The organism is Domibacillus robiginosus (assembly GCF_000966195.1).
GTDB lineage: Bacteria > Bacillota > Bacilli > Bacillales > Domibacillaceae > Domibacillus > Domibacillus robiginosus.
In genome coordinates this window covers 25,709-37,920 of record NZ_LAHL01000034.1, presented here as the reverse complement: position 1 = coordinate 37,920, position 12,212 = coordinate 25,709, and the positions used below count along the sequence as shown (strand labels likewise).

The window sequence follows — 12,212 nt, the reverse complement described above, 5'->3', positions numbered from 1 at the left end:
TATAAAGGTATATAAAACTAAAGGAGGAAAATAAATATGGCACATGTTACTTTTAAAGAAAATCGAATTACGCTAATTGGGAATGAAGTGAAAACAGGTAATAAAGCTCCTGATTTCACTTTGCTAGCAAATGATCTTTCTGAAGTTACACTGGCTGATACAACAGGAAAAGTACGGATTATCAGTGTAGTACCTTCAATTGATACAGGTGTATGTGATGCACAGACACGCCGTTTTAATGAAGAAGCAGCAAAGCTAGAAAATGTAGATGTATTAACTGTTTCAGCTGATCTTCCATTTGCTCAAAGCAGATGGTGCGCAGCAGCTGGTCTTGAAAATATTAAAACTTTATCTGACCACCGTGATTTTTCTTTTGCGCAAAACTATGGGGTCGGTATTGAAGAGCTCCGCTTGTTAGCACGCTCTGTTTTTGTCTTAGATTCAAAGGATAATGTTACATACGTAGAATATGTTTCTGAAGCAACCAATCATCCAAACTACGATGCGGCAATTGAAGCAGCAAAAGCGGCAAACTAATTGTATGGCAAATGCGGCTTTGACATTCGTCAAAGCCGCTTTCCTTATGTAAAAAGAATGTCTAAATGAATTAATACCCGGACAATTTAAAAAATCTCGATATTTTAACCTTTCGCTTCTTACATTTATCAAGGGCAGCAACCTTTCAGCATATAAAAAAGCGGAGGCCCCTTCGGACCTCTGCTTGCTTTCGGTTTAAGAAGGAGGTTTGAAGCCTCCTATCCCCTTCTATTGCTTTTTTATGGTTATCCTTCAATAGTTTGAATCGTGCCATGGAGATGAGGAGCTGCTTCTGCATCGATAGAAATGATATCAGCACCTGGCTTAGCAAAACATTTATGTATATCAGGATTGTCAATCATAAGATGAACATCCAGTGGGAGGTTTGTCGCTGGCCGAATCGTTTCTGTTATAAGGAAGCTAATTGTCATATTTAGCGCAAAATCACCATCCATCACACCCCCGTGAATGTAACAGCACCTCAAGCTTCTGCGTCCTTAATCCCATCTACCAGTCGAGCAAGGTCAGTCAGTAGAATAAAAGGAGCTATGTTAATCATCATTTTTTCAATTTTTCACCAAACATGTTCGATTTGTTTAATTTTATTCACTCGGTTTTCGTGCCGGCTGCCCGATTCAAATGGTGTTTCCAGCCAGATCTTCACAATATCGCGAGCAAGCCCTGCCCCAATAACCCGTTCACCCATAGCAAGCATGTTGGAATTGTTGTGTTCCCTTGTTGCCCTGGCGCTAAAAGTATCATGCACAAGTGCACAGCGGATTCCTTTTACTTTGTTGGCCGCAATACTCATTCCAATTCCTGTGCCGCATACTAAAATGCCTCTATCTGCTTCCCCTTTCGCAACTTTTTCAGCTGCTAGGCGTGCATAGTCAGGATAGTCAACAGATATGCTGCAGTCACATCCAAGATCGTTATACTCTACCTTCATTTCATCTAAAAGAGTCGCAATCTCTTTCCGAATCCCAATCCCTCCGTGGTCAGATGCAATAACAATTTTCACTAAATACACTCCTTTTCTCTTCTTTTCCCTTGCATGTTTTCTTGCAGCTGTCCTATTTCAAAAAAATTGATTTCTCAGGTGCATTCAACATTTTTCGAGCAGGCCTGATTGCAACAATCAGACCCGCCCCGTGTAATCCCTTACATTGAAAGGGATAAAAAATAATGTTTTACTTTGTTTTATTATCTATATTTATTTTTCTTCATCTTGCTGACTGCAGTGCTGGCATTCGCATTTAGTATAAAGAAATGTAACTTTTTCACTTTCAAAATGATCAATCGTTGCGTGACAAGTGTGACAGATTAAGATTCCCATCTTGTTCTCTCCTCCCATTAATTTGTATACTTGTCTACTATGTTTACCACGGTTAAAGTATAACGAAACATTAAAGCGCTGTCAAATAGCATTAAATGTTTACAACTGTTATTTCTCTTTGAACTGTTCTCTATTTTGCTTTCAATTTTTACGAGGCGCCGATAATTGAATCTTATCGAACCTCTTGAACTCTAGGAGTGCACGGATGTACCCCGATTTACTCTGTACTCCGCAAAAGTTTTCATCATCCTGCTTTATCCGCTTTTAAAAGCGGCGATGGTAGAATGAGTTTATTTAATAGTTTCAATACTTATGTAACCAAACAGGCGGCAGGCTCGCGGTGGAAATAGGCTCGGCGCCTGTTGCACAGAGCTTCAGGTTGCAAGCCAGTCGTCCTTTTCGCTTCCCTGTGCAAAGAATAAAGCTGCTTTGGCTGCGCGCTGTATTGATCCTTCTTTCCAAACTCGGTATACAATTGTATCTTGCACTTTTTATTCCTTGTCTATGCCTCATCGCCTCTATCCATTTTATTTGCTACATGGCTTCGAGAATTTGAATTCTTTCCCCAGTTAAATTAATCTTATGAATATATTAGTTTTATACTTAAATAAATCGCTTTCATTCTTGTAATACAAGTATACAACTATTATAATAAAACTATTAATTTTTAGTTAGGAGGAAAAGGCGTGACCAGTGTAACATTCATTAACAACCCTGTGACACTAGTAGGAAAAGAGGTAAAGCCAGGGGATAAGGCACCGAATTTTATTGTTTTATCCAACGATTTAAAAGAAGTTTCATTAGCTGATACAGCAGGCAAAGTACGTATTTTTAGTGTAGTACCTTCTATTGACACAGGCGTATGCGATGCTCAGACACGCCGTTTTAATGAAGAAGCAGCAAAGCTTAGTAATGTGGAAGTTTTAACGATTTCGGCAGATCTTCCATTTGCTCAAAAAAGATGGTGTGCAGCTTCCGGTTTAGAAAATGTAAAAACGCTTTCAGATCACCGTGATTTTTCATTTGCTAAAAGCTATGGGGTTGGCATGAAAGAGAACCGCCTTCTTGCCCGTTCTGTATTCGTTGTTGATTCAAATGACACCGTTACATATACAGAATATGTATCAGAGGGAACCAATCATCCCAATTACGACTCAGCACTCCAGGCTGCAAAAGAGGCAAATTAATCTAAAAAAACAGCGGACTATTTTTCCCCGCTGTTTTCATTATGGGTAGCTGTTTTATTTAAATTTCAATACTTTATTGATATGCATTTCATGGCATCCGCCTTGTTCAACCATTGCTTCAAGTCCGATTGACGCAATGTTATATAAATCCTGGTTCGATGACCCATTACCGTATTGTCAGTAAACCCGAGTTATTATTCGTTGCTCTGAGCACTTCCTATATCATTAACCAATACCAGCAATCCCTTTTTGGCTGTATTTGCTGCGAGGCTCATGCTATACTGATTTCGCAACTTTAAATACAGCGATTCAATTCGCCCTTTGTTGCTTTTTCAGCTGCAGGGACCTAGTTTGGATACTCAGCAGATGCTTCACATTCATAGCCGGAATCCACTTATACGATAACCAAATCTTCTCATAAGCTGATGGTTTCTTTACAAAGACAGCTGTCATTTTGATCAGAGATATTTACGCTGTTCATATTATTCGTTTCTGTTTATTTTCCTGTATTTGTGTACCTGCATCGCAAACATATAAAGTAAAATTTAATATTTTTTTGCTAATAAATTCGAGAGAAAATTTATTTTATTGCTTTGCCTTCAAAAAAAGAAAGCTATATAATATTCATAAAGTTTAAAACATGTTGAGAGAAGTGATCCTCATTAACTTTAATCCAGTTTCAAATAAAAAACTATATATTCAAATTTATAATCAAATTCTTGCGGAAATCCAGTCCGGGTCGTTAAAAGTGGGAGACAAACTGCCATCAGAACGCGAGCTATGCAGTCATTTCGGTGTAAGCAGAGCCCCCGTCCGCCAGGCACTAAGCGCCCTTGAAATGAACGGTATTATTTACTCCCGTCAAGGGGAGGGAGCTTTTATTAAAAGCACACAGGTCATGGGAAGCGAGTCAAAACCTTCGTTCCTCTTGGACTCTGTTTCTCCAGAAGACATCGTGGAAGCGAGGATGAATATTGAACCACTCATTGTAAAGTTTGCCGCTTTACGCGCAACAGATGAAGATATTCAGGAACTCAAAAAAACAATTAATCAAATGGAAGAAGAAACAGCGAATGGCATTTATGTACCAGAAACTGATGAACAATTGCACCGGAGCATCGCCAGGGCATCTCATAATGAATTGTATATCACCTTCATGAGTGCCATTGCCGATGCAATGAAGCAGCAGGAGATGTGGAAATTTATCCGTGACCGCACGGTGACCCGGCCTGACTATCGCGATGTGAACTTTCAAGAGCATAAGGCATTGATTGAAGCAATCGAGAATCATGACGAAAAAGAAGCGGTAAAACGAATGAAATACCATATGAAAAACTTATTCAATCGTTACTGGAAAGTATAAAACAGAGAAACCCTCTTCCACTTATGTTAAAAGTGAAAGAGGGTTTCTTTTTAGGGTATGCCGGCTATTTTTCCAGCGATTCCAGCAGCCAGACTTAAGAGCATAAAATAAGGAAAGAAAGCAGGCTTATCAACAAAACCAGATAAGCCTCATTTAAATTTCCGCTTTGTTAATTATTTATGAATCCTTTGACTGCTAAAGAAATGCGTAATAAAAATCATTCATGATTCCAGGTGATTTTTATTTAAGAAAGCAGCACATGTAAAAGCGATTCATTTGCGCTTTTATCGGCTGTTTTCTCATCCAGTTCAGCAAGGCTGACATGCATGATTCGGTTATTCTGTATGCCGATTGCTACACCGGACTGATGGTTTATCAAAAGTCTAACAGCTTCCACTCCCATTTTCGCAGCAAGTACCCTGTCAAAGGCAGAAGGTTCTCCTCCTCTTTGAACAAATCCTAAGACGGTCGTGCGAGTACTGATCTGCATGTTTTCTTCAATGTAGCGCTGAAGCTCCTGCAAGTCATACATTCGCTCGGTTACCAAAATTAGATTATCAGATTTCCCATCTTGAACTTTCTTTTTCAACTGCCTGCAAATATCATCAAATGAAAGCTTATACTCCGGGATTGAAATGATTTCACCTTCACCAGCCAGCACTGAATGCAGGGCCAAATCTCCGCAATACCGTCCCATAACTTCAACAATCGTCGTTTTGTTATGAGAACAGCCGCTGTCTTTAATTTTGCGCACGCAATCCAGCACTGTATTCAAGGTTGTATCAAAGCCAATAGAATATTCTGTATATGCTAAATCATTGTCAATCGTTCCGGGAATGGCTGCTACTGGTACGCCAAGCTGTTGGAGTTTTTGTGCTCCCTTAAACGAACCCTCGCCCCCAACTACAATAACGGCATTTATTTTCTGTTCTCTTAATTGATGGACTGCCTGCTGTCTGCCTTCTTCCGTCATAAAAGCCGCTGATCTTGACGTTTTTAAAATCGTTCCGCCTTTTGAGGCAATGTTTTCTACTTTTTCATATATCAGTTCATAAAAATCGCCGTTTATCAGACCTTCATATCCATTTTGAACACCAAAAACGGAGAGTTGATGATGTTCTGCTGCTTTAACAACAGCGCGAATGACCGCATTCATACCTGGCGCGTCTCCACCACTTGTTAAAATAGCCAATCTATTCATTTTGTCACCTCTTATAGAAGATAAAAAATTATTTTAATTAAAAAATTCCAGAAGTCCGGGTTACCGATCACTCTGGAATCGTAAAAACATTTCCTTAACTTAAAAGCATCATTGTAAGCTGTGGCAGTACAACTAAAATAAGCAGACTGATCAGCATCACGAAAAAGAATGGGGTCACTGCCCGCACAAGTGTCGGCATACCAAGCCCTGAAATTCCTGAACCGACAAACAAGTTTACGCCAAGAGGCGGAGTAATAAAACCGATAGAAAGCGTGACGATCATAATGATGCCAAAATGGATCGGGTCCATCCCCACTTGAAGCGCCACTGGAAATAAAATTGGCGTGAATATAATTACAGCTGCTGAAGTATCAATAAAGCAACCAACAACTAACAGTAAAGCGATAATTAATAACATAATCATTGTAGGGTTGCTGGAAAGTGACAGGAATACATCTGCAATCTTCTGTGGAATTTGTTCCATTGATAAAATAGTGCCAAATGCGTTCGCGGTTCCAATAATGATCAAGATCGCCACAGAGCTGACTGCCGCATCCGCTAAGATGCTCCAAAACTCTTTCAGTTTAATTTCCCGATGAAGAACAAGTGCAACGAATGCCGCGTACACTACCGCAAATACGGCAGCTTCTGTCGGCGTAAAGATACCGCCGTAAATTCCGCCTAAAATGATTACCGGAATGAGTAAAGACCACTTCGCGCGGTTAATAGCATTGAACATTTTCTTAAACGTAAATGCTTCTTGTGTTCCTTTGTAGCCTTTTTTCTTGGAATAAAAGTACGTCCAAGCCATAATACACAAGCCAATAAAAATACCTGGAATAATCCCGCCGATAAACAAATCACCAATTGACTGGTTCGCTGAAATACCGAACAGAACCATTGGAATACTTGGCGGAATGATGATACCGAGCGACCCCGCTGTGACGATGATTGCCGTCGCAAACCTTTTATCGTATCCTTGTGCGACCATAGCTGGAATCATGATTCCGCCGATCGCAGCAACTGTCGCAGGACCAGAACCTGAAATGGCTGCAAAAAACATACATGTAACAACAGCTGCAATCGCAAATCCGCCTGTCATTCGTCCAACAAAAACGTTCGCTACATCAAACAAGCGCTGTGAAATACCGCCTCGTCCCATAATTTCGCCGGCCAGTATAAAAAATGGAATGGCCATCAATGCAAAGTTATCCGTTGATGTAATAAATCCCTGGGCTAAAAACGCAATCGAAATGTTTGATGAATACAATGCGGTGACGAGACCTGCCAGTCCAAGTGAAATCGCAATTGGAATGGTGAGAGACATGAATAAAAAGAAACTGCCAAACAAAATAACTGGTGTCATATGACCTCCTCCTTCGCTCCATCACCCAAATCGATCGTTTTTTCACTATCCTGATTGCCGCTTTTTTTTAATGCTCTTGCTTGTGCTGTCATTTTTTGAATTAATCGAATAGTTGTTAAAACCATTCCAACAGCCGGAGCAGCATAAACCCATGTTAATGGAAGCTGCAGAGCTGGGGATGTTCTGGTTACGCGTTCGACAATGTCAAAACTGTAAAACGCCATTACCACGGCAAATACAAAAAACAATATATTTGCGATCAAGCCGATAATGAGCTGCCCTTTCTGCTCAAACAGCATGGAAAAGGCATCAACGCCTAAATGACTGTTCCGCTTGATTCCATAGCTTACACCAATATAAATCATCCAAATAAACGCATATCTTGCTGCTTCTTCCGACCAGACAAGAGAGTCGCCAAGCACATAACGCATAAATACTTGTATAAATACAATAGCGACTGTAAATATACTTAAAATCACTAAAATATACTCTTCTAAATGATCATCCAGCCATTTAATCGCTTTCATAACACTCCTCCATCACACTTTACTCTGTTGAATGCTGAAGCGTTTTATTGCACTTCTTTTAAGATGCTGTTGACAAGCTCTTCACCAAACTGCCGTTTGAAAGATTCATATACCTCTTCTGTTTCCTCTTTAAATGGCTCTAAATCTGGTTCAATAATCTGCATCCCGTCTGCTTTTAATTCCTCAATCATGCTCTCTTCATTTTTTCTCAGTAGATCACGGTGAAATTGAGCTGTTTCCAATGTGCTTTCTTTGATAATTTGCTGTTCTTTCGGAGAAAGCGTTTGCCAGAATTCTTCACTGATTGCTACAGGAAGCGGCATGTATTGATGCGCAGTTAAATTCAAGTACTTCTGCACTTCCTGAAATTTGTTAGAGTATGCATTGGCAACTGGATTTTCCTGAGCATCTACAGTGCCTTGCTGAAGAGCCATATACAGTTCTCCAAAAGCCATAGGTGTGGGATTGGATTTTAATGCTTGAAAAGTACTGATAGATAAAGGAAATTCCGGTGTTCGGATCTTGATCCCCTGCAAATCTTCCGGCTTTTCTATCGGTACATTAGACGTCACATGGCGGAATCCGTTTTCAAAATAGCCGATAATGCGCAAATTATCCTTTAAAAATGGCTTTGCCACTTCCTCGCCAATCTTTCCATCTAACGTATGCCATGCTTCTTCATAGGAATCAAACAAATACGGCAATTCAAATACACTGATGCGCTGATCATACTGGCTGAATGCACTCGCTGCAACCATCTGCAAATCGTTAAATGAAACACTCTCAATCATTTCAGCTTCTGACCCTAGCTGTTCAGCTGGATACACCTGTACTTGCATGCTCCCATTTGATTTTTCTTCTATCAATTCTTTAAAATGCATAACTGCCAAATGGCGTTCATTTGTTTCCGCAGCCCCATGTCCAAAGCGGATCAGTGTAACCTCTTCAGTTTCAGCCAAATCATTTGTTGAAACGAAAATCCAGATTAAACTTACTGCCAATGAAGAAACGAGCACAATCATAATATTTCGAATTATTTTCATTCCACTTTCCTCCTGCTAAACAGCTGATATATAAGAAAGGAAGACTACTAGTCAATCTAGATTGTAAGCACTTTCAAATAATGTCAAATAGAGGTATAGTTTATCTATCAACTAGTTTAGAGTTTAGCTTTGCACCTTTCGCATTTACAATATAACGTACTTACTTTTTCGTCTTTAACATAAGCTACTGTTTTATGACAGGATGAACAAACAATTGTACCCATTGTTCAAGCTCCTTTCTTTTGAGTGACTTGTACACTTGTCTAACAAGAATTAAGTTGATTGTAGAGAATGTTATTCGACTTGTCAATACGATTAAAGGAAAACCGCTTTGCTTTTTACAAAACAGTTTTCCTTCCATATTTACAGGTAAATTTCTTCTGCCTGTTAGTCCATATGCGATCCGCCGTTAATATCAATTTCTTCCCCGGTGATGTATGATGCTTCTTTTGACGCCAGGAAAGCAATGGTTGATGCAATTTCGCTTGTCTCACCTGGACGCCCCATTGGAATACTGTCGATGACTTTTTTTGCATCTTCTTCCGGAAGTGACTTCCAGATATCCGTGTTGACAAGACCTGGTGCTACACTATTGACAGTAATGCCATCTGTTCCAACTTCACGAGCCAAGTTTTTAGAGAAACCAAGCACAGCCGCTTTTGATGCAGAATAATGTGCACCACCAAAAACGCCGCCGCCGCGTTTCGCTGATACAGAAGACAAGTTAATAATACGTCCGTACTGCTGCTTTTTCATTGTGCTAAGGACTGCCTGTGTGCAGAGGAACAAACCGAACATATTTACATTGAAAACACGTGTGATGTCTTCTAATGTCATATCTTCTACTGTTACTTTTTGTGAAATGCCTGCATTGTTTACTAAAATATCAATGCGCCCAAATTCGTCCATTGCTTTTTGAACCATATTATCAACAGATTCTTTGCTTGTGACGTTTACTTCAACCCCAATTGCTTTGCCGCCCTGTTCTTGAATAGCTTCAACGGTATCCCAAATTCCGGCAGGATTCATATCCGCTACAACAATAGAAGCTCCTTGTTTTGCCAGCGTCATCGCAATAACGCGGCCAATTCCTTTTTCAGATCCGCTGCCTGTAACGATTGCTACCTGGTTCGTTAATTCAAACATATTGTTTTATCTCCTGTCTTTTCTCAAATTGATAAGTTATCTGTTAGTTAAGCAGTTCTTTTGCTGAGGTAACAATATTTTCAATCGTAATGCCATTCAGCTCCATTAGCTTTTCATAAGGTGCTGATTCACCAAAACGATCTTGAATACCAATGCGTTTTACTTTTCCTTTTCCTTCTTCCGCAACAACTTCAGAAACCGCACTCCCAAGACCATTTAAGATATTATGATCTTCTACTGTGACAATTTTTCCGATTTCCAGGCACTCTACAACCGCATTACGGTCCAGCGGCTTGATGGTATGCATATCAAGAAGTTTCACAGAAATTCCTTCTTCTTCAAGTTGTTTGGCTGCCTGCAAGGCAAGATATACTGTGTCACCATTTGCAATAATGGCTACGTCATTTCCGTCTTTAAGCTGCTTCGCTTTGCCAATCTCAAATTCTTCATTTTCGTCATAGATCATTGGCACAGCATCTCGAGTAAAGCGAAGGTACATAGGTCCATATGTGTTAGCTGCTTGTTCTATCAATTTGCGTGTGGAATGATAGTCGGCCCCCATAATAACCGTCATGTTTGGCATTGTTCTGTACACACCCATATCTTCAACTGCCTGGTGGCTTCCGCCGTCACTTCCTGGTGTTAATCCACCGTGTGAGCAGGCAACTTTTACGTTTAAGTTTGGATAGCATGCTTCCTGACGAATTTGTTCTGCCATGCGAAGTGAACCGAACACCGCATAAGTACTGATAAAGGGGATTTTACCAGTGGTAGCAAGACCTGCAGCAAGACCCGCACCGTTTTGTTCGGCAATTCCAACGTTCACATGCTGGTTAGGAAGCTGCTTAATAAATTCTCCTGTTTTACATGATTTACCGATATCGATATCAACGACGTAAATATTTTTATTTTCTTTCCCTAATTTAACGATTTCATCACCGAAAGCTTCCCGTGTCGCTTTTTTCGTGATCACTGCTTTTTCAGTTAGGCTCATTATCTTAAACCTCCTGCTAGTTCTTCTAGTGCTTGCTCGTATTCCTGTTCATTCGGTGCTACGCCATGCCATGAACAAATATCTTCCATGTAGGAAACGCCTTTGCCTTTAATTGTGTCGGCTATAATACATTTCGGCTTTCCATTTTTCGCTTTTGTCACTTCATCTAATGTCTGCACGATCTCTTCCATCGAATGCCCATCAATTCGTTTCGTTTCAAAGCCGAATACTTCAAACTTTTTCTCAATGTCCTGCAAAGGCATAATTTCTTCGCAGAAACCATCAATTTGTAGACGGTTATTATCGACAAAAACAATTAAGTTATCAAGTTTGTATTTTACAGCCGTTTGAACTGCTTCCCAAATTTGCCCTTCCTGGCACTCTCCGTCGCCTACCATAGCGAATACCCGGTAATCTTTTTCATCCCGTTTACCTGCAAGTGCCATACCGACACCGCAGGAGAGGCCCTGGCCTAGGGAACCGGTTGAAATATCGATGCCCGGGCATTTCTTCATATCAGGATGACCCTGGAATGGCGATCCATACTGCCTTAGTTTGTATACGTTTTCATAAGAGACAAAACCTCGCAGCGCCAGGGCAGCGTATTGAATAGGAGCTACATGACCTTTTGAGAGAACAAAACGGTCTCGGTCTTCCCATTTCGGATTTTGGGGATCTATATTCATTTCTTTAAAATAAAGGGCCGTGATGATATCGGCAGCGGATAATGAACCCCCTGGATGCCCGGACTGGGCTTCAAAAATCATCGTAATCGCTGTTTTCCTAAGCTCTATCGCTTTTTCTTGTAGTTCTGCAACACTTACTTCTTTCACTACAATCACCTCAGTCATTATTTAAGATGTTAACTTAACTTCTTGTTCACTTGTGTACTTGTATGACAACTAGCTTATGTGAACACTATACAATGATTGAAAGCGTTTGTCTACTGATTTTTCAAAAAATTTTTTGTTTAAACGCTTAAAGCGAGATTAGATATTTAGTCAAATAAATTTATTCGTACTTCATATGCCTCGAGGCAACTAGAGCAGGAAAGTACAGTGACGGATTTGCTATCGCTACACGCTGTAAAAGAAGACAGCAAATTAGCCGATCAAACGAATCAATCTGCATACGACATTCATATGCTTGTGTCGGCAATCTAGAGCCAACCGAACCAGACCGTTTCTAACATTCAGCTTGTGCGGAAAAATGTACATTCCGAGATTAACCTCTCGAAAGAAATGGTCAAAAACTTTGTTGAAATTTTGATTTTAACCGAGCAGGTAATACTTAAGGGCTGTTTTTGTTTTTTTGAATCAAACAGGCTGTTCAGTCAGTATACGAAGAGGGAAAAACTTTCTCTTGGTAGTCTACAGCGGGAATGTTTTCGTAATTAGACAAAAGTTAAACCATGTCTTACACAACTTTTATGTTTGTATGTCCCCCTAGGCCCCAGGTCACCTTGATTTCTATAAACTGTATCATACAGATAAAAACAAAAAAGCCCTGCAA

At 40.1% G+C, this 12,212-nt stretch carries 14 protein-coding genes; 3 read left to right on the top strand and 11 right to left on the bottom strand.

Going from position 1 to position 12,212, the window contains the following annotated elements:
- Nucleotides 1-36: 36 nt before the first annotated feature.
- On the top strand, nt 37-537 hold the full coding sequence (tpx, locus tag VP97_RS15725) for a thiol peroxidase (protein ID WP_050182873.1): 501 nt from the start codon (nt 37-39) through the stop codon (nt 535-537).
- Between the two features lie 245 nt (nt 538-782).
- On the opposite strand, the gene VP97_RS15720 is transcribed toward tpx (VP97_RS15725), so the two are convergent.
- The 3 genes from VP97_RS15720 to VP97_RS15710 form a co-directional block, all read right to left on the bottom strand.
- Complete coding sequence (locus tag VP97_RS15720) at nt 783-1,022, bottom strand: hypothetical protein (RefSeq protein ID WP_425388480.1); 240 nt, start codon at nt 1,020-1,022, stop codon at nt 783-785.
- An 89-nt stretch (nt 1,023-1,111) separates the two neighbouring features.
- The gene (gene rpiB, locus VP97_RS15715; RefSeq protein ID WP_050182871.1) at nt 1,112-1,558 is read right to left on the bottom strand and encodes a ribose 5-phosphate isomerase B; all 447 of its coding nucleotides are present in this window, start codon (nt 1,556-1,558) and stop codon (nt 1,112-1,114) included.
- A 192-nt stretch (nt 1,559-1,750) separates the two neighbouring features.
- Nucleotides 1,751-1,873, bottom strand: a complete 123-nt coding sequence (locus VP97_RS15710) for a GapA-binding peptide SR1P (protein ID WP_050182870.1) — start codon at nt 1,871-1,873, stop codon at nt 1,751-1,753.
- 686 nt (nt 1,874-2,559) lie between these two features.
- On the opposite strand from VP97_RS15710, the gene tpx (VP97_RS15705) reads away from it, so the two are divergent.
- Complete coding sequence (gene tpx, locus VP97_RS15705; RefSeq protein WP_050182869.1) at nt 2,560-3,060, top strand: thiol peroxidase; 501 nt, start codon at nt 2,560-2,562, stop codon at nt 3,058-3,060.
- 640 nt (nt 3,061-3,700) lie between these two features.
- Nucleotides 3,701-4,423: a FadR/GntR family transcriptional regulator gene (locus tag VP97_RS15700; RefSeq protein WP_082220394.1), complete on the top strand. Its 723-nt coding sequence runs from the start codon at nt 3,701-3,703 to the stop codon at nt 4,421-4,423.
- Between the two features lie 244 nt (nt 4,424-4,667).
- Here VP97_RS15700 and pfkA read toward each other — a convergent pair whose 3' ends face one another.
- The 8 genes from pfkA to VP97_RS15665 form a co-directional block, all read right to left on the bottom strand.
- Nucleotides 4,668-5,624 carry a 6-phosphofructokinase gene (gene pfkA, locus VP97_RS15695; RefSeq protein ID WP_050182868.1) on the bottom strand — a complete coding sequence of 319 codons (957 nt, stop codon included), beginning with the start codon at nt 5,622-5,624 and terminating at the stop codon, nt 4,668-4,670.
- A gap of 94 nt (nt 5,625-5,718) precedes the next feature.
- Nucleotides 5,719-6,990: a TRAP transporter large permease gene (locus VP97_RS15690; protein ID WP_050182867.1), complete on the bottom strand. Its 1,272-nt coding sequence runs from the start codon at nt 6,988-6,990 to the stop codon at nt 5,719-5,721.
- On the bottom strand, nt 6,987-7,517 hold the full coding sequence (locus tag VP97_RS15685; RefSeq protein ID WP_050182863.1) for a TRAP transporter small permease: 531 nt from the start codon (nt 7,515-7,517) through the stop codon (nt 6,987-6,989). Before VP97_RS15685 ends, VP97_RS15690 begins: the two co-directional genes overlap by 4 nt.
- Nucleotides 7,518-7,561: 44 nt before the next feature.
- A complete protein-coding gene (locus tag VP97_RS15680; protein WP_050182862.1) occupies nt 7,562-8,560 on the bottom strand; it encodes a TRAP transporter substrate-binding protein in 999 nt (332 codons plus the stop codon).
- A 116-nt stretch (nt 8,561-8,676) separates the two neighbouring features.
- Entirely contained in the window at nt 8,677-8,784 is a 108-nt protein-coding gene (locus tag VP97_RS23385) for a GapA-binding peptide SR1P (RefSeq protein WP_082220393.1), read from the bottom strand.
- 163 nt (nt 8,785-8,947) lie between these two features.
- Nucleotides 8,948-9,706 (bottom strand): SDR family NAD(P)-dependent oxidoreductase, encoded by a 759-nt coding sequence (locus tag VP97_RS15675; RefSeq protein WP_050182859.1) that lies wholly within the window; start codon nt 9,704-9,706, stop codon nt 8,948-8,950.
- 43 nt (nt 9,707-9,749) lie between these two features.
- Nucleotides 9,750-10,700 carry a transketolase family protein gene (locus VP97_RS15670; RefSeq protein WP_050182858.1) on the bottom strand — a complete coding sequence of 317 codons (951 nt, stop codon included), beginning with the start codon at nt 10,698-10,700 and terminating at the stop codon, nt 9,750-9,752.
- Nucleotides 10,700-11,551 carry a transketolase gene (locus VP97_RS15665; protein ID WP_050182857.1) on the bottom strand — a complete coding sequence of 284 codons (852 nt, stop codon included), beginning with the start codon at nt 11,549-11,551 and terminating at the stop codon, nt 10,700-10,702. The genes VP97_RS15670 and VP97_RS15665 overlap by 1 nt, the downstream gene beginning before the upstream one ends.
- Between the last annotated feature and the right edge of the window lie 661 nt (nt 11,552-12,212).

Coding starts and splice junctions, on each gene's coding strand:
- tpx (WP_050182873.1), top strand. CDS start 37: ATGGCACATGTTACTTTTAAAGAAAATCGAATTACGCTAATTGGGAAT.
- VP97_RS15710 (WP_050182870.1), bottom strand. CDS start 1,873: ATGGGAATCTTAATCTGTCACACTTGTCACGCAACGATTGATCATTTT.
- VP97_RS15700 (WP_082220394.1), top strand. CDS start 3,701: ATGTTGAGAGAAGTGATCCTCATTAACTTTAATCCAGTTTCAAATAAA.
- pfkA (WP_050182868.1), bottom strand. CDS start 5,624: ATGAATAGATTGGCTATTTTAACAAGTGGTGGAGACGCGCCAGGTATG.
- VP97_RS15690 (WP_050182867.1), bottom strand. CDS start 6,990: ATGACACCAGTTATTTTGTTTGGCAGTTTCTTTTTATTCATGTCTCTC.
- VP97_RS15685 (WP_050182863.1), bottom strand. CDS start 7,517: ATGAAAGCGATTAAATGGCTGGATGATCATTTAGAAGAGTATATTTTA.
- VP97_RS15680 (WP_050182862.1), bottom strand. CDS start 8,560: ATGAAAATAATTCGAAATATTATGATTGTGCTCGTTTCTTCATTGGCA.
- VP97_RS23385 (WP_082220393.1), bottom strand. CDS start 8,784: ATGGGTACAATTGTTTGTTCATCCTGTCATAAAACAGTAGCTTATGTT.
- VP97_RS15675 (WP_050182859.1), bottom strand. CDS start 9,706: ATGTTTGAATTAACGAACCAGGTAGCAATCGTTACAGGCAGCGGATCT.
- VP97_RS15670 (WP_050182858.1), bottom strand. CDS start 10,700: ATGAGCCTAACTGAAAAAGCAGTGATCACGAAAAAAGCGACACGGGAA.
- VP97_RS15665 (WP_050182857.1), bottom strand. CDS start 11,551: ATGACTGAGGTGATTGTAGTGAAAGAAGTAAGTGTTGCAGAACTACAA.